A 16,504-nucleotide genomic window follows, 5' to 3' on the forward strand; every position below is an offset into this window, starting at 1 on the left:
GTGTTGCCGGCTGGCGCCGGCTGACGGGTTTCGCGCGGTGGATGTCCGGGTTCTTGCTTAGCAGGTCTCGCGCTGCACCCATCCTACGCAGGTAGCGCCGCCAATCGTAGGATGGGTGCAGCGCGGCACCCTGCAGCCAAACCCCCCGGACTCGATCGCGCGAAACCCATCAGGACCCCGCCTGCGCGCTCGCGGTGCGTTCCGTCCAGCCCCCGCCCAGCACCTTGTACAAGGTGACCAGGTTGGACAGACGGGCCCGCCGGGTCTCCACCAGCGCCTGCTGCGCGCTGTAGAGCGAGCGCTGCGAGTCCAGCACGCTCAGGTAGTCGTCGATGCCCTGGCGGAAGCGCTGGTCGGACGCGTCATAGGCGCGCTGGTTGGCGGCCACCAGCAGGCGCTGGGCCTCGATCTGCTCGTCCAGCGTGCCGCGCCCGGCCAGGGCGTCGGCCACTTCGCGAAAGCCGGTCTGGATGGCTTTCTCGTATTGCGCGACCTGGATGTTCTTCTGCACCTTGGCCAGGTCCAGGCCAGCCAGCAGCGAGCCGCCGGCGAAGATCGGCATCGTGATCTGGGGCACGAAGCTCCAGGCGCCCGAGCCGCCTTCGAACAGGCCGCCCAGACTGGCGCTGGCGGTGCCGGCCGAGCCGGTCAGGCTGATGGTCGGGAAGAACGCCGCGCGGGCCGCGCCGATGTTGGCGTTGGCGCCCTTCAACTGGTGCTCGGCGGCGCGGATGTCCGGACGCCGCACCAGCAGGTCCGAGGGCAGCCCGGCCGGCAGCGTGGTCGGCAGCATGCCGTCGTCCAGCCGCTGGGCCTGGTCGAGCGCCGCGGTGATTTCGGGCGACAGCGGCTGGCCCACGAGCAGCACCAGCGCGTTGCGGTCCTGCGCGGCCTGCCGCGTGTACTGCGACAGGTTGCGCTGGGCGGTGCGCAGCGAGGTTTCGGCCTGGCTCAGGTCCAGCGCCGTGGACAGGCCCTGGTCGTAGCTCTGCTGGGTGAGCTTGAAGGAATCCTCCTGGCTCTTGAGGGTGTCGCGGGTCAACGCCAGCAGTTCCTGGTCGGCGCGCAGCGTCAGGTAGGCGTTGGCCACCTCGGCGATCAGCGTGAGCTGCGCCGCCGTGCGCGTTTCGTCCAGCGCCAGATAGGTCTCCAGCGCCTGGTCGCTCAGGCTGCGGATGCGGCCGAACAGGTCCAGCTCCCAGGCCGACATCGCGGCGCCCACCTGGTAGCTGTGGCTGGTGGTGGCGCGTCCGCTGGGCGACAGGTCTGCCGGCGTGCGCTGGGCGCTCTCCTGCCCGGCGATGCCGACGCTGGGCATCAGGTCGGCGCGCTGGATGCGGTACTGCGCGCGCGCGGCCTCGACGTTCAGGGCCGCCACCCGCAGGTCGCGGTTATTGGCCAGCGACTGCTCGATCAGCTGCTGCAGCAGCGGGTCTTCGAAGAAGTCGCGCCACCCGATATCGGCCGTGGCCAGGCCGCCCGCGTCGGCCGGCTGGGCCGAGTCGTAGGCCGCGCCGGTGGGATAGGCCGACTCGACGGGCGCGTCCGGCCGTTCGTAGGTCGGGGCCAGCGAGCAGCCCGCCAGGGCCGCCGCCAGGGATACAGACAGCAAGGTTCTCATCGGGTATTTCATTGCGATTGTCCTTCCGTGGCGCTGGCGTCGTGCTCGTCGACGTTTTCGCTCATGCGCTTGACCTTGAACACGCGCAGCATGACCACGAAGAAGGCCGGAACAAAGAAGATGGCCAGGAAGGTGCCGGTCAGCATGCCGCCGATCACGCCCGTGCCGATGGCGTTCTGGCTGCCCGAGCCGGCGCCGGTGGAGATCGCCAGCGGGGTCACGCCCAGGATGAACGCCATGGACGTCATCAGGATGGGACGCAGGCGCTGGCGGGCGGCGTGGATGGCCGATTCCGTCAGGCTGGCGCCGGCTTCGTAGTGCTCCTTGGCGAACTCCACGATCAGGATGGCGTTCTTGGCCGCCAGGCCGATGGTGGTGAGCAGGCCCACCTGGAAGTACACGTCGTTGGACAGGCCGCGCATCATGGTCGCCAGCAACGCCCCGATAATGCCCAGCGGCACCACCAGCATCACCGCCGACGGGATGGTCCAGCTTTCATACAGCGCCGCCAGGCACAGGAACACCACGATCAGCGAAATCGCGTAGAGCGCGGGCGCCTGGGCGCCGGACAGGCGTTCTTCGAACGACAGGCCGGTCCACTCGAAACCCACGCCCACCGGCAGCTTGGCCGCCAGCCGCTCCATTTCCTCCATCGCCGCGCCCGAGCTGTAGCCCGGCGCCGCCTGGCCCTGGATGTTGTACGACGGCACGCCGTTGTAGCGGTTCAGCTTCTGCGGGCCGAAGCTCCAGGTGGCCTTGGAGAAGGCCGAGAACGGCACCATGTCGCCGGCCTTGTTGCGCACGTACCACTTGTCCAGGTCTTCCGGCAGCATGCGCGAGGAAGCCTCGCCCTGCGCGAACACCTTCTTCACGCGGCCGCGGTCGATGAAGTCGTTGACGTACGACGAGCCCCAGGCGGTGGCCAGCGTGGCGTTGATGTCCGACACCGCCACGCCCAGCGCGCGCGCCTTTTCGCGGTCGATGTCGAGCTGGTATTGCGGCGCGTCCTCGATGCCGTTGGGACGCACGCCGCGCAGCACCGGGCTCTTGGCCGCTTCGCCCAGCAGCTGGTTGCGCGCGGCCAGCAGCTTCTCGTGGCCCACGCCGGCGCGGTCCATCAGCTGGAAGTCGAAGCCGGTGACGTTGCCCAGCTCCATCACGGCCGGCGGCGGCACCACGAACAGCTGCGCGCGGCGCTCGGTCTTGGCGAAGTGCGCGTTGGCGCGCGCCGCCACGGCGCCGGCCTTCAGGCTGGCGTCGCCGCGCTCTTCCCAGTCGCGCAGCTTGATGAACAGCATGGAGGCGTTCTGGCCGCGGCCGCCGAAGTTGAAGCCGTTGACCGCGAACACCGACACCACGGCGTCCTTCTCTTCGTTCAGCAGATAGGCGGTGGCGTCGTCGATGACGGCCTGGGTCGCCTGCGCCGTCGAGCCGGCCGGGGCCTGGATCTGGGCGAACAGAATGCCCTGGTCCTCGTCCGGCAGGAAGGCGGTGGGAATGCGCGTGAACATCCAGCCCATGGCGATCACCAGCGCCAGGTAGATCAGCATCAGGCGCTTGCTGCGGTTCAGGCCGCGCGCCACCGTGTTGGCGTAGCCGTTGCTGCTGCGGTCGAAACTGCGGTTGAACCAGCCGAAAAAGCCCTTCTTGGAACCGTGATGGCCCTTGGGAATCGGCTTGAGCAGCGTGGCGCACAGCGCCGGCGTGAACACGATGGCCACGATCACCGACAGCACCATGGACGACACGATGGTGATGGAGAACTGGCGATAGATCACGCCCGTGGAGCCGCCGAAGAACGCCATGGGAATGAACACGGCGGCCAGCACCATGGCGATGCCGATCAGCGCGCCGGTGATCTGCGACATGGACTTGCGCGTCGCCTGCTTGGGCGACAGCCCTTCTTCGGCCATCACCCGCTCGACGTTCTCGACCACCACGATGGCGTCGTCGACCAGCAGGCCGATGGCCAGCACCATGCCGAACATGGTCAGCGTATTGATGGAATAGCCGAACGCCGCCAGCACTGCGAACGTGCCCAGCAGCACCACCGGCACGGCCAGCGTGGGGATGATGGTCGCGCGGAAGTTCTGCAGGAACAGGTACATCACCAGGAACACCAGGATGATGGCCTCGATCAGCGTCTTGAACACTTCATGGATCGACAGGCTGACGAACGGCGTCGTGTCATACGGATAGACGACGTCCATGCCCGGCGGGAAGTAAGGCTTCAGGCTGTTGATGGTGTCGCGCACCGCCTGCGCCGTGTCCAGCGCGTTGGCGCCCGGCGCCAGCTTGACGGCCAGGCCCGAGGCCGGCTTGCCGTTGTAGTAGCTGTCGATGGCGTAGGTCTGCCCGCCCAGCTCGATGCTGGCGACGTCGCCCAGGCGCACCTGCGAGCCGTCGGTGTTGACCTTGAGCAGGATGCGCTCGAAGTCTTCCGGTTTCTCCAGGCGCGACGGGCCGATGATGGTGGCGTTGAGCTGCTGGCCGCGCACCGACGGCAGGCCGCCCAGCTGGCCGGACGACACCTGTACGTTCTGCTCCTTGATGGCGTTGACCACGTCGACCGTGGTCAGGCCGAAGTTCACCAGCTTGGCCGGGTCCAGCCAGATGCGCATCGCGTACTGCGAACCGAACAGCTGGAAGTCGCCCACGCCCTGCGTGCGGCTGATGGGGTCCTGGACGTAGGACGCGACGTAGTCGGCCAGGTCGTCCTTGGTCATCGAGCCGTCGGTGGACACGAAGCCGGCCACCATCAGGAAGTTCTTGGTGGCCTTGGTGACGCGGATGCCCTGCTGCTGCACTTCCTGCGGCAGCAGCGGCTGCGCCAGCGACAGCTTGTTCTGCACCTGCACCTGCGCGGTGTCGGGGTTGGTTCCCTGCGCGAAGGTCAGCGTGATGGACATGCTGCCGTCGGAATTGCTTTCCGAGGAGATGTATTGCAGGCCGTCCAGGCCGTTCATCTGCTGCTCGATCACCTGGACCACGGTGTCCTGCACGGTCTGCGCCGAGGCGCCCGGGTAGGTCACCGCGATGCCGATGGCCGGCGGCGCGATGTTGGGGTACTGGGCGACCGGCAGCCCCAGGATGGACAGCGCACCGGCCATCATCAGCACGATTGCTATCACCCAGGCGAATACCGGCCTATCTATGAAAAACTTTGCCATGCGAGCTCCCTGACTACTGCTTCGCCGCCGCGGCCGCCTGCGGCTGCGCCGCTTGCGGCGCCTTGGCGCTGGCCTCGGTGGCGATCACTTCCACGCCCGGGCGCACCATCTGCACGCCTTCGACGATGACCTTGTCGCCGGCGGCCAGGCCTTCGGTGACCAGCCACTTGTCGCCGATGGCGCGGTCGGTCTTGAGTTCACGCAGTTCGACCTGGTTCTTGGCGTTGACCACCAGCGCCGTCGGAACGCCGCGCTGGTTGCGGGTCACGCCGCGCTGCGGCACCAGCAGGCCGTCGGCGGCGACGCCGTCGGCCAGGCGGGCGCGCACGAACATGCCCGGCAGCAGGCGGCGGTCCGGGTTGGGGAACACCGCGCGCAGCGTGACCGAGCCGGTGCCCGGATCGACCGTGACTTCGGAGAATTGCAGCTTGCCCTGCTGCGCGTATTGCGAACCGTCTTCCAGCGTGAGCGTCACCAGCGCGGCCTGTTCGCCGTCGGCCTTCTTCAGCTCGCCGCTGGCCAGCGCGTTCTGCAGGCGCAGCAGCTGCACGGTGGACTGCGTCACGTCGACGTAGATCGGATCGATCTGCTGCACCGTGGCCAGCGCCCCGGTCTGGTTGGCCGTGACCAGCGCGCCCTCGGTCACCGTGGAGCGCCCGATGATGCCGTCGATGGGCGACAGCACCTTGGTGTAGACCAGGTTGATGCGCGCCGTGTCCAGCGCGGCGCGGGCCGACAGCACGTCGGCGGCCGCCTGGTCGCGCGCGGCGACGGCGTTGTCGTAGGTCTGCTGGCTGACCGCGCGCGTGGCCACCAGCGGCTTGTAGCGCTCGGCCAGCAGCGCGGCCGTCTTCTGCTGCGCCTGGGCGCGCGCCAGCGCGGCGCGCTGGCTGTCCAGGCTGGCCTGGTACAGCGCGGGATCGATCTGGTAGAGCTGCTGCCCGGCCTTGACCTCGCCGCCCTCGGTGAAGAGGCGCTTCTGGACGATGCCATTGACCTGGGGCCGGACCTCGGCCACCCGGAAGGGCGAAGTCCGGCCCGGCAGTTCGGTGGTCAGGGAAACGGGTTGGGTGGCCAGGGTCACCACGGTCACCTGTGGCTTGCCTGCCTGGGGGGCCTCTTGCTGCTTGCCGCAGGCCGCCAGTGTAAGTGCCGATGCCGTCAGCGTGGCGATCGCCGCGCCGCGCCACATAGCGCTGTTCTTATTCATAGATTGCATTCCCGATTTCCAAAAAATTACCCATGCCGCACCCGCTGCGCGGGCCCTGCGGCCCGTAGGCGTCGCCTGCCGGGCGGGCCCCGGAAGAAAACGCGTCCCCGGGACCGCTGTCGCGCGGTCCGCGTGGATTGGCCGGATGGATTTGCCTAGAACACGCAGGCTGGGCTTTGTCGCATTGCTGCATTGCAGAACTCGCATTCTGCGTTATCCCGCCCGAGAAACAAAGAGTCATCTAGAGAAAACTTCATTCCATATATGGGACAATTTCCAAGCCCTTGATATGACAGAATTCCGCCATGAAACGCTTGCAAGGCATGGAACTTTTCGTCGAAGTCGCGAAAACCCGCAGCTTCAGCCGCGCCGCGGCCACCCTCGGGGTGCCCAAATCGACGCTTTCGCGCCAGGTCGCCGACCTGGAGCGCTCGGTCGGGCTGCGGCTGCTGAGCCGCACCACCCGCAAGGTCGAGCTGACCGACGCCGGCCGCCTGTACTTCGAACGCTGCCAGCGCATCGTGGCCGAGGCGCAGATCGCCCACGAGGAACTGCAGAACCTGGTGGACACGCCGGCCGGGCCGCTGCGGGTCAACATGCCCGCGGATTTCGGCACGGACTTCCTGGCTGAATCGTTCATGGAGTTTTCCCGCCGCTACCCCGACGTCACGTTTTTCCTGGACCTGGCCAATCCGGACCACGCTTCGCGCGTGTTCCAGACCTGCGATGTTTCCATCGAGATCGGCGAACTGCCCGACTCGACGCAGATCGCGAGGCTGCTGGGCATGCTGCCCGCCTACCTGTACGCCTCGCGCGAATACCTGGAGAAGCACGGAGAACCCCGGCACCCCAGCGACCTGACCCGCCACGAGTGCATCGAGTTCCGCGCCGAAGGCGCAGGACGGGTGACCCGCTGGCCGCTGACCGACGGCATTCAGCACATCGAATTCACGCCGGGCAACCGCTTTTCCGTCAACGGCGTGGCCATGGCGCGGCGCCTGGCCATGCTGGGGGCCGGCATCGCGGTGCTGGTGGGCGGCCAACTGGCCGAACAGCAGTCGGGCCAGTTGCAGCGTGTGCTGCCGGACTGGCAACTGGGGCCGTTTCCGGTGTATGCGGTGACCGAGACCCGGCTTCTGCCCGCCAAGACCCGGATCTTCATCGAATTCCTGATGGAGCGCCTGGGAAGCAGCGGGCAGGCGAAGGATACTCCCGGTTTGATGACATAAGCCTGTGCCGGAAACAGACTGAAAAAACTGGCGGGCCCCGACTACAGATGTCGGCGCACACGACCAATCGGGCCGCGCGGCCCGGCGTTCAGAAACGCTCGTCTTCGCGCAGGTAGCGCCATTGCCCCAGCGGCAGGTCGCCCAGCGCCACGCGCCCGATGCGCACGCGCTTCAGGCCCACCACCTTCAGGCCGACCAGTTCACACATGCGGCGGATCTGGCGTTTCTTGCCTTCGCGCAGCACGAAACGCAGCTGGTCGCTGTTCTGCCAGCGCACCTGCGCCGGGCGCAGCGGCTTGCCATCGAGCGACAGGCCGTGGTTGAGCAGCGCCAGCCCGTTCTCCGACAGGCTGCCCTGCACCCGCACCAGATACTCCTTGTCCACGCTGGAGTCCTCGCCGATCAGGTGCTTGGCGATGCGCCCGTCCTGCGTCAGCACCAGCAGGCCCTGCGAATCGATGTCCAGCCGGCCGGCCACCGCCAGCCCGTCCAGGTGGCCGCGCTCGAACCGGCGCGGTTCGCGGTCGCCGGCATAGCGCGACCGGGCGTCGATCAGCGCGACCGCGGGCGTATAGCCTTTTTCGGCCTGGCCCGACACATAGCCCACCGGCTTGTTGATCAGAATCGTGACGCGCGCGGTCTGGCGCGCCTGCGCGGCGCGCTCCAGCGTAATGACCTGATCGGGAAAGGCCCGGGCGCCCAGCTCGGACACCACCACCCCGTCCACGCGGACCCAGCCGCGCTCGATATAGGCGTCGGCCTCGCGGCGCGAACACAGTCCACGCTCAGACATGAGCTTGGAGATACGTACTTTTTCCATGGGCGGCATTGTAAGCGCAGGCCCGAGGCGGCCAAACCCGGTCCAGTGCCCGCATCGCTTGCAATCCTTGACGGTTGGCCGCTAGCGATACATTGCTACACACTGTAATCTTTTCCGACACAACATTTGCTGCATCCGTTCCACGGTCTCACCCGTCTATGCCCGCAACCCTGCTTGAATGGTCCGTGCCCGCGGCGATCCTGATGTGCGCCATCGGACTCTGGGCCGCGCGCATGGTGGGCTTCAATACCGTCCGGTGGGGCAGCGCCCTCGCCTGCCTGGGCACCGGGTACGCCGTCATGCTCGTGCCGGCCAACGCGCTTTCCCCTTACAAACAAGTGGTCGAGGACGCGTTCATTCTGGGCGGCGTCATATTGGCCTGTCGCGCGCTCCAGAGCCGTCGCCGCGCACCGCCCTCTCCCTACATCGATATTGCGGTCCTGCTGGCCTCGACGGCGATGGTGATCGTCTCGGTCGTCCTGTTCTCCAGCGCAAAACTGGAGACGTTCTTCGTCCAGGCCTGTTGCGCGCTCATGATCTGGCGGGCCACTGTCTCCTTTGCAAGGCAGGTCGCGACCACGTCGGACAAGGTGCTCACCGCCGCGTTTCTCTTCATCGCGCTGGTGCTGACCGGACAGTGCATCCTGTATATCGCCGCGCCGACGCCTGTCGCCATGGACGAATGGAGGACGTCCGTCTGGGGAACCCTGATCCAATACACGGGGCTGCTGGGGAGCATCGTCCTGACGTTCGCGGTGTTCATCGCGACGAGCTACGACGCCATAGAGAAATACCGCCAACAAGCCCATACCGACGCGTTGACAGGCCTGCTGAACCGACAGGGCCTCGATGGTCTTTTCACCACCGTCGCCAGGTCCGCCACGCCGACCGCGTTGATCATGGCGGACATCGATAATTTCAAGCGCATCAACGATGTCTTCGGGCATCCGTTTGGCGACATGGTGCTGGCGCGATTTGGCGGCCTGCTCAGAACGGCGGCAGAGGCAGGGAATTTCGCCGCCCGGCTGGGCGGAGAAGAGTTCCTGGTGCTGCTGCCGGGAACCAGCCTGGAGCGCGCCGCCGCAGTCGCCGAGGAGATCCGCGCGAACTTCGTGGCGCAGCGCTGGACGCCGCACGCGCCCAATTCGCGTTTCACGGCCAGCATGGGCGTGACGCTGGTACAGGCGGGGGAACCATTGGCCCACGCCTTGAAGCGCGCGGACGACCTGCTCTATGCGGCAAAGCGGAAAGGACGGAACTGCACGGTCGCCGGCGCCGCGCTTGGCCTGTCCGCGCCGGTCGACGCGGGTAATTACCTATGAAAACGGCGCGCCGCGTGCCGTATCGATACCGATAAGGTTCTCAATTATTTCGGGGAGGATTTGCCGTGGTCGCAGCGAGTTGCAATGGCGCGGGGTGGTCGAAATGGATAATCCTGGTCGCCTCCGCGACCGGCTTCGCAACCGCCTCGAACGCTCAAACAGTCTCCGGTACGGGGGACGTGCAGCCCGGGACGGTCCAGACGCCGGACTGGTCTGTCGGGGGCGATCTGATCGTTGGCAATTCCCTCACCGGGACCTTGACCATCAGCGATGGCGGAACCGTCCGCAACGACTGGGCATTCATAGGCAATCTCAATGGCGGCGTGGGCACGCTGACGGTGTCAGGCCCGTCGACCTGGACCAGCCTCGGCCCGGTATATGTCGGTACCGACCCCGGCAGTAACGGCACGCTCCGCATTCTGGACGGAGGCGTGGCGCAAAGCGCATCGGGCAGCATCGGCTCCGCCGACGGCAGCATCGGAAGCGTCGTCGTTTCCGGACCGGGGTCGGCCTGGAACCTCGCTCCGGTCAGCGCGTTCGACATCGGCGGGGCCGGCCGCGGCACGCTGCAAATCGACAACGGCGGCGCCGTGCATAGCGGTCAGGGGATCATCGGCTGGGACGCCAGCGGCGATGGACGCGTCACGGTATCGGGCCGCGCATCGGTCTGGGCCCCCCTGAACAACATCTACGTCGGTTTCTACGGAACCGGGGATCTGCGCGTCCAGGATGGCGCCGCCGTGCACACCGAAGGCTCGACCGGGCCCGGCGCCGCGGCGACGGTCTACATCGGGGCAGGCGCAGGCGGCGTCGGCACGGTGACCGTATCCAGCGCGACGGCCGACATCTCGACGCTCTTGGCAAGCGACCGCATCGAAGTCGGCTCGGAAGGCACGGGCGCCCTCACGATCGAAAAAGGCGGGCTGGCGGTTGCAGCGAGCAATACGTGGGTCGCCATTGCCGGCACCGCCACCGGCACGCTGAACCTGACCGGCGATGGCAGCGGCCGCGGCGTGCTGGAAACCGGCTCCGTGATCAAGGGCGCCGGCAACGCCGCCTTCAACCTGGATGGCGGCGTCCTGCGCGCCAATCGTGACGAACGCGACTTCCTGAAAGGCTTCGCCACGCAGGCCGTGGGCGGCGAAGGCGCATGGTTCGACACGAACGGACACGACGTCGGCGTGACGACCGCTTTCTCCGGAAGCTCGCGCTTCACCAAGCTGGGCGCGGGCACGCTGACCTTGTCGGGCAACAGCGCCGCGTTCATGGGGACCACCGATGCCCAGGCCGGAACGCTGCAGGTGGATGGCACCCTCGGCGGACCGGTCAATGTGTTCGCGGGCGCGCGGCTCACCGGCACCGGGCGCGTGGGCGCGACGGCCAACCGGGGCACGATCGCGCCGGGTCCGCGCAGCGGCTTCGGCACCCTGACGATCGCCGGCGACTATGCGGCGCAAGGCGGCAATCTGGAAGTCCGCACGCGGCTTGGCGCCGACGATTCGCCGACGGACAAACTGGTGATCACGGGCGACAGCGCCGGCACGACGCCGGTCACGGTGAAGAACATGGGAGGCGTTGGCGCGCAGACCCGGCGAGGCATACAGGTCGTGCAGGTCGATGGCGTCTCGGCGGGACAATTCGACCTGGCCAACGGCGACTACGTCATCGCGGGGCGTCCGGCGTTGGTGGCGGGCGCCTATGGCTATGTGCTGCAACAGGATCAGGCTGACGGCGGCTGGTATTTGCGGTCATCCCTGACCGATCCAGGCTCCCCGCCGACCGATCCCGGCGCGCCCCCTACCGATCCCGGGGCGCCGCCGGCCGGCCCCGGCGCCCCGCCCGCCGGCGGCGGTTCGCCGGGCGCGGAGCCTCCCCTGCTTTATCAGCCCGGCGTGCCGGTCTATGAAGCCTATGCCAATACGCTGCTTCACCTGAGCCGGTTGCCCACCCTGCGCCAGCGCGTCGGCAACCGCGTCTACGATCCCGCGGACGCGCGCCGCAACGGCGTATGGAGCCGCCTGGAGGGCACGACGAGCCGGCTCGAACCTTCTGTGTCCACCACGGGCGCGCGGCAGGACATCGATAGCTGGAAGGCGCAATTCGGCGTTGACCGCATCCTGGCCGGTCAGGCAGAGGGCTCCCGTCTGGTGGGCGGCCTGGCCTTTCATTACGGCAAGGCCGACACGCGCGTGTCGTCGGCGTACGGCGACGGCGCGATCGACACCACCTCCTATGGCCTGACGCCGACGCTGACCTGGTACGGCGACAATGGCGTCTACCTCGATACCCAGGCCCAGGCGGCGTGGTTCGACAGCGACCTCGATTCCCGGCTGGCCGGCACGCTGAAGAAGGGCCGCAAAGCCCAGAGCTACGGGCTGGGCGTCGAAGCGGGCAAGGCTTTCGGATTGGCAGAGGGACTCTCCCTGATCCCGCAGGCGCAACTGACATACGCCGCGACCCGCTTCGACAGCTTCAACGACAAGTTCGGCGCGCATATCGAAAGCGACAAGGGCGACAGCTTGCTGGGCCGCCTCGGCATCGCGCTGGACTACAAAAGCAATTGGCAGACAGCCGGCGTGAACAGGTCATCGAACGTCTACGGCGTCGTCAACGTGAAACATGAATTCCTGGATGGAACGCGTGTGCGCGTGGCCGGCGTGCCGGCGGCGAGCCGTATGGCGCGAACCTGGGGCAGCATGGGAGCGGGAGCGGACTACCGTTGGGGAGAGCGCTACGCGATCTACGGCCAGATCGACGTCGATGCGGACTTTTCGGGCAGCTATATTGCCACCGCGACGGCGGGTTTCAGGATGATGTTCTAGGGCTGGACAGGCTGATGGGCGCGCGCAACAAACCCTGTGACCCACCGCTGTTGGCATAATACGCAGCCATGACAAGCCTAGCAGTCCTTTCCCCTCCCCTTGCCCCGGGCTGGCTGGCGGCCGCCCCGCCGCTGTTGCCCGCCGCCATGCGGCACTGGTTGTTCCGTCCCGGCGCGCTGACCGCCGGCCTGCGCCAGGTCGGCCAGGTCCGCCTGCGGGTGCTGGCCGAGTACGCCGACGGCGCGCCGGCCGACGAGGCGCGCGCCATGCGCATCGCGCCCGGCAGCCCGGTCTGGGTGCGTGAAGTCCTGATGTCGATCGACGGCGTGGACAGCGTGCCGGCCCGCAGCCTGACGCCGCTGACGGCCTCGCACGGCGCCTGGCAGGGTATGCGGCGCCTGTCGACGCGGCCGCTGGCGGACATGCTTTATCACGACCGCACCGTGATCCGTTCGCCCTTTGCCTGCCGCCGCCTGGCCGCGCCGGTGCCGTTTTATGCGACGGCGCTGCGGGCGCTGGGCGTCGCGCGCCACGACATCGGCGCCGCCGGCGTCTGGGCGCGGCGCTCGGTGTTCTGGCGCATGGGCCAGCCGCTGCTGGTGGCCGAGTGCTTCCTGCCCGGCTTCTGGACGCTTACCGCCGGGCGCACGCCCCCGCCCCTGCAGGCGCATCAACGCACGCCGGGCGCGCGCTGAGGCGCACCCGGCGCTATCGCGAAAACACCGAGGGCGCGGATTCGATGCGGTTGCGCCCGAGCTGCTTGGCGTTGTAGAGCGCGCGGTCGCTGCGGCTCAGCGCCAGTTCGGCGGCTTCGTCCATGGTGTGCATGGTGGATATGCCGATGCTGACGGTCAGCGGAATGTGCCGCCCGCCGGCCTGAAACGGGGCGTCGGCGATGCGCTGCTGCACCCGCGCGGCGAAGGCGTGGGCGCGCTCCATGTCGGTGTCGGGCAGCACCACGGCGAACTCCTCGCCGCCTATGCGCCCCACCAGATCCACGGCCCGCAGCTGGCCGCGCAGCGTATTGGCGAAGTGGCGCAGCACGCCGTCGCCGATCGCATGGCCCCAGGTGTCGTTGATCTGCTTGAAATGATCCAGGTCGCACATCAGGACGGCGGCGCAATCGCTGTTCTGCCGCTTGATCCGGGCCAGCTCCGCCTCGATGCGCGACATGAAGTGGCGGCGGTTGGGCAAGGTGGTCAGGGCGTCGGTGGCGGCCAGTTCGCGCAGCTCGAAATCGGCGCGCTTGCGGTCGGTGATGTCGGTGACGAAGCCGTGCCAGACCACCGAGCCGTCGGGCGCGGTGCGCGGGCTGGCGTCGCCCTGGCGCCAGCGCAGGCCCTGGCGCGGCAGGCAAACGCGGAACTCCTGGTGCCAGTGCGTGCGGGCGGCGGCGGCGGCCTGCAGCGAGGCGTGATAGGCGGGCAGGTCGTCGGGATGGACGCGCTGCTCGATGGCGGCCGCGCCTTCCTGGACGTCCTGGGGCGTCAGTTCGAACATGTCCCAGATGCCTGCGCTGACGTAGAGAAAGCGCGCCGGTCCGCCCTCGGACCGCTGGCCGCACTGGAACACCATGCCGGGCACGGCGTCGGTCAGGTTCACCAGCAGGTCGGCCGTGCGCTGCAGCCGCTCCGACATGGCCCGCATGGCGCTGATGTCGGTGGTGGTTCCCATCATGCGCAGGGCCCGGCCCTGCGCGTCGCGGCTGACGACCTTGCCGCGGCTGCAGATCCATTTGTAGCTGCCGTCCTTGCAGAGGATGCGGTGCTCGACCTCGTAGCTTTCGGTCTTGCCCTCGAAATGCGCCTGCATGGCCGCGCGCACGTAGTCGGCGTCGTCGGGGTGCAGGCGCTTGTACGCATCCTCGATGCGGTTGGTGAGTTCGGATTCGCCGTAGCCCAGCAGCGCTTTCCAGCCGGCCGAATACGTGATCTCGCCGGTCACGACATTGCGGTCCCAGACGCCGGTGCCGCTGCCGGCCACGGCCATCGACAGGTTGCGGGCCTCTACGCGCCAGCTGTCTTCGGCCGCCCGTTCGGCGGCCAGCGCCCGGCGCTTTTCGACCGCCGAGGCCGCCAGCGCGGCGTAGTCTTCCAGGGACTGGCGGTCTTGCGGGCCGAATTCGCGGGCCTGCCCATGCAGCAGCCGGAACGTGCCCATCTGGCGGCCATCCTCGTCCAACAGCGGGCATTCCGCAGCGAAAGCGGGTTGCGCGGCCGCGGGCGGCGCGCCGGCCTGGGCCTGCCAGAGGCCGTCGGCGTCGCTGCAGGCCACCAGCACCATGTCCACGCCGAACTGGCGCCGGGCCAGCCGGGCGAGCCGGTCCAGCGGGCCGTCCGGCTCGGGCTGCGCCTTGCCCGCGCCGGCGGCGGGCGCGGGACCAGGTGCGCAAGGAAAATCACCTGTAGCAGGCATTTCGGACCATCGCAGCAAGTTCATCGACGCGGTCATGTGCCGGCCGCGGATGACATTTTGTCACGTCCAGCACCAAAATGGCATTGTTTTACACGTTGCGCCGTTCGCGCCGCGATGGCCCCGTCCGCGGGGCGGGGAACGTCGTTAACGCCAGACTTCCGGCTCGATGCTGACTTCGCCCTTGTCGGCCGAGAAGTACACCACGCCGTCCGAAATATTGGCATTGAGCTGCATGGTGCGCTCGGCCAGCCTGGCCAGGGCCTTGGCCTGATCCGACGGCAGGTTGACGACCTTCAGATTGCGGGTGCGCTCCAGCTTGTTCTTGACGCCGTCCCACCAGATCTTGCTGGCCGAGCCGCCGTAGCAGTAGACGATCACCTCTTCGGCGCGGCCGCAGGCCCGCAGGATGCGGCGTTCTTCCGGCTGGCCGACTTCGATCCACAGCTTGACCGCGCCGGTCAGGTCCTTGGCCCACAGGTCGGGTTCGTCGGTCTCGCTCAGGCCCTTGGTGAAGCTCAGGTCCTCCTGCGCATGCAGGGCGAAGGCGACCAGGCGCACCATCATGCGCTCGTCGGTCTCGGAGGGGTGGCGGGCCACCGTCAGCGCGTGGCTGCCGTAATAGTGGCGGTCGGTGTCGGCGACGTTGAGTTCGGCCTTGTAGATCGTGGCGCGCAGGGCCATGGCGGGAATCCGTTGAATGAAGCGTATGACTGAAGGCCGCCATGATACCGCCTGCCGGCGCGCGCCCGCGGCGGCGCTACACTGGCTTTTGCCGCGGCGCCCGCCGCCCGCTTCCTTCCGAGCCGCCCATGACCGCCACCGCCGCCCTGCTCGCCTTCACCCTGGCCGCCGCCATCCTGACCGTCACTCCCGGCATGGACAGCGCGCTGGTGCTGCGCACCGCCGCCGTCGAGGGCGGCCGGCGGGCCTTCATGGCGGGCCTGGGCGTGGCCACGGGCTGCCTGGTCTGGGGCGCGGTCGCCGCCTTCGGGCTGGGCTCGCTGCTGCTGGTCTCCAGCCTGGCCTACGACACGCTGCGCATCTGCGCGGCGCTGTACCTGTGCTACCTGGGGCTGCGGCTGCTGTGGGGCAGCTTCAGGCGCGGCGGCGGCATCGCCGAAGCCGGACTGCGGGCCGCGCCGGCGTCGGCCCCGGCGGCCAGCGCCGGCGGCTGGTTCGTGCGCGGCTGCCTGACCAACGTGCTCAATCCCAAGGTCGGGATTTTCTACATCACTTTTTTGCCGCAGTTCATCCCCGCGGGCGCCGACGTGCTGCGCTTCAGCCTGCTGCTGGCCGCGATCCACGCCGTGCTGGGCGTGCTGTGGTTCGCCCTGCTGGTGGCGGCGACCCGGCCGCTGGCGCGCTGGCTGTCGCGGCCGGCCGTGATGCGCGGCCTGGACCGCATGACGGGCGCGGTCTTCATCGCGTTCGGATTGAAGCTGGCGCTGGAGAAGCGCTGAAGGCGCGCGTCAGTCCTCCGCCGGCCCGTGGCAGGCGACGCACAGCTTGTTGCCGTCCGGGTCGCGGAAGTACGCGCCATAGTAGTTGGCGTGATATTGCGGCCGCAGGCCCGGGGGGCCCTCGCAGCGGCCGCCGTGTTCGAGCGCGGCCCGGTGCGCCTGGCGCACGGCTTCTCGCGATGGCGCCATGAAAGCCGTCATCTGCCCGTTGCCGGGATGCGGCGCCCGGCCATCGTACGGCCGGCAGATCACGAAGGACGGACGCTGGCCGCCCGCGCTATGCCATCCCGCCCAGGGGCGGTGCCGGTCCAGGAATCGCAGCTCCAGCCCCAGGGTGTCCATCAGCGCGGTGTAGAAGCCCAGCGCGCGCTCGAAGTCGGTGACGCCGACGAATACGTGGGAAAACACGGTATGGCTCCTTGGTGGACTGGCATA

At 68.2% G+C, this 16,504-nt stretch carries 12 protein-coding genes; 5 read left to right on the plus strand and 7 right to left on the minus strand.

Annotation, left to right across the window (positions count from 1 at the left end; all coding sequences use genetic code 11):
- Positions 1 to 169 precede the first annotated feature (169 nt).
- From adeC to A6B37_RS07120, 3 genes are read right to left on the minus strand one after another with little or no spacing between them, the layout of a single operon-like run.
- On the minus strand, positions 170 to 1,633 hold the full coding sequence (gene adeC / locus A6B37_RS07110) for an AdeC/AdeK/OprM family multidrug efflux complex outer membrane factor (RefSeq protein ID WP_111825303.1): 1,464 nt from the start codon (positions 1,631 to 1,633) through the stop codon (positions 170 to 172).
- Entirely contained in the window at positions 1,630 to 4,791 is a 3,162-nt protein-coding gene (locus tag A6B37_RS07115; protein WP_111825304.1) for an efflux RND transporter permease subunit, read from the minus strand. Before A6B37_RS07115 ends, adeC begins: the two co-directional genes overlap by 4 nt.
- 13 nt (positions 4,792 to 4,804) lie before the next feature.
- Positions 4,805 to 6,001 carry an efflux RND transporter periplasmic adaptor subunit gene (locus A6B37_RS07120; protein ID WP_111825305.1) on the minus strand — a complete coding sequence of 399 codons (1,197 nt, stop codon included), beginning with the start codon at positions 5,999 to 6,001 and terminating at the stop codon, positions 4,805 to 4,807.
- Between the two features lie 323 nt (positions 6,002 to 6,324).
- On the opposite strand from A6B37_RS07120, the gene A6B37_RS07125 reads away from it, so the two are divergent.
- Positions 6,325 to 7,230, plus strand: a complete 906-nt coding sequence (locus A6B37_RS07125; RefSeq protein WP_111825306.1) for a LysR family transcriptional regulator — start codon at positions 6,325 to 6,327, stop codon at positions 7,228 to 7,230.
- An 88-nt stretch (positions 7,231 to 7,318) separates the two neighbouring features.
- On the opposite strand, the gene A6B37_RS07130 is transcribed toward A6B37_RS07125, so the two are convergent.
- Positions 7,319 to 8,050: an rRNA pseudouridine synthase gene (locus tag A6B37_RS07130; protein WP_102771801.1), complete on the minus strand. Its 732-nt coding sequence runs from the start codon at positions 8,048 to 8,050 to the stop codon at positions 7,319 to 7,321.
- A gap of 158 nt (positions 8,051 to 8,208) precedes the next feature.
- Between A6B37_RS07130 and A6B37_RS07135 the strand changes: the two genes are divergently transcribed.
- The 3 genes from A6B37_RS07135 to A6B37_RS07145 all read left to right on the plus strand — a co-directional run bounded on the left by A6B37_RS07135 (position 8,209) and on the right by A6B37_RS07145 (position 12,889).
- Entirely contained in the window at positions 8,209 to 9,372 is a 1,164-nt protein-coding gene (locus A6B37_RS07135; RefSeq protein ID WP_111825307.1) for a GGDEF domain-containing protein, read from the plus strand.
- A gap of 107 nt (positions 9,373 to 9,479) precedes the next feature.
- Positions 9,480 to 12,194 (plus strand): autotransporter outer membrane beta-barrel domain-containing protein, encoded by a 2,715-nt coding sequence (locus A6B37_RS07140; RefSeq protein WP_246842431.1) that lies wholly within the window; start codon positions 9,480 to 9,482, stop codon positions 12,192 to 12,194.
- 68 nt (positions 12,195 to 12,262) lie between these two features.
- Complete coding sequence (locus tag A6B37_RS07145) at positions 12,263 to 12,889, plus strand: chorismate lyase (RefSeq protein ID WP_102770864.1); 627 nt, start codon at positions 12,263 to 12,265, stop codon at positions 12,887 to 12,889.
- A 13-nt stretch (positions 12,890 to 12,902) separates the two neighbouring features.
- Here the strand turns inward: A6B37_RS07145 and A6B37_RS07150 are convergent, their stop codons facing one another.
- Together A6B37_RS07150 and A6B37_RS07155 are read right to left on the minus strand one after the other, a co-directional pair.
- Entirely contained in the window at positions 12,903 to 14,633 is a 1,731-nt protein-coding gene (locus A6B37_RS07150; protein ID WP_246842391.1) for a sensor domain-containing diguanylate cyclase, read from the minus strand.
- Positions 14,634 to 14,753: 120 nt separating this feature from the next.
- On the minus strand, positions 14,754 to 15,290 hold the full coding sequence (locus A6B37_RS07155) for a YaeQ family protein (protein WP_102770862.1): 537 nt from the start codon (positions 15,288 to 15,290) through the stop codon (positions 14,754 to 14,756).
- A gap of 128 nt (positions 15,291 to 15,418) precedes the next feature.
- Between A6B37_RS07155 and A6B37_RS07160 the strand changes: the two genes are divergently transcribed.
- Positions 15,419 to 16,069: a LysE family translocator gene (locus A6B37_RS07160; protein WP_102771800.1), complete on the plus strand. Its 651-nt coding sequence runs from the start codon at positions 15,419 to 15,421 to the stop codon at positions 16,067 to 16,069.
- 9 nt (positions 16,070 to 16,078) lie between these two features.
- On the opposite strand, the gene A6B37_RS07165 is transcribed toward A6B37_RS07160, so the two are convergent.
- Entirely contained in the window at positions 16,079 to 16,477 is a 399-nt protein-coding gene (locus A6B37_RS07165) for a VOC family protein (protein WP_111825310.1), read from the minus strand.
- Between the last annotated feature and the right edge of the window lie 27 nt (positions 16,478 to 16,504).

Source organism: Achromobacter sp. HZ01, assembly GCF_003267925.1.
Classification (GTDB): Bacteria; Pseudomonadota; Gammaproteobacteria; order Burkholderiales; family Burkholderiaceae_B; genus Achromobacter; species Achromobacter pulmonis_A.

Coding starts and splice junctions, on each gene's coding strand:
- adeC (WP_111825303.1), bottom strand. CDS start 1,633: ATGAAATACCCGATGAGAACCTTGCTGTCTGTATCCCTGGCGGCGGCC.
- A6B37_RS07115 (WP_111825304.1), bottom strand. CDS start 4,791: ATGGCAAAGTTTTTCATAGATAGGCCGGTATTCGCCTGGGTGATAGCA.
- A6B37_RS07120 (WP_111825305.1), bottom strand. CDS start 6,001: ATGAATAAGAACAGCGCTATGTGGCGCGGCGCGGCGATCGCCACGCTG.
- A6B37_RS07125 (WP_111825306.1), top strand. CDS start 6,325: ATGGAACTTTTCGTCGAAGTCGCGAAAACCCGCAGCTTCAGCCGCGCC.
- A6B37_RS07130 (WP_102771801.1), bottom strand. CDS start 8,050: ATGGAAAAAGTACGTATCTCCAAGCTCATGTCTGAGCGTGGACTGTGT.
- A6B37_RS07135 (WP_111825307.1), top strand. CDS start 8,209: ATGCCCGCAACCCTGCTTGAATGGTCCGTGCCCGCGGCGATCCTGATG.
- A6B37_RS07145 (WP_102770864.1), top strand. CDS start 12,263: ATGACAAGCCTAGCAGTCCTTTCCCCTCCCCTTGCCCCGGGCTGGCTG.
- A6B37_RS07150 (WP_246842391.1), bottom strand. CDS start 14,633: ATGAACTTGCTGCGATGGTCCGAAATGCCTGCTACAGGTGATTTTCCT.
- A6B37_RS07155 (WP_102770862.1), bottom strand. CDS start 15,290: ATGGCCCTGCGCGCCACGATCTACAAGGCCGAACTCAACGTCGCCGAC.
- A6B37_RS07160 (WP_102771800.1), top strand. CDS start 15,419: ATGACCGCCACCGCCGCCCTGCTCGCCTTCACCCTGGCCGCCGCCATC.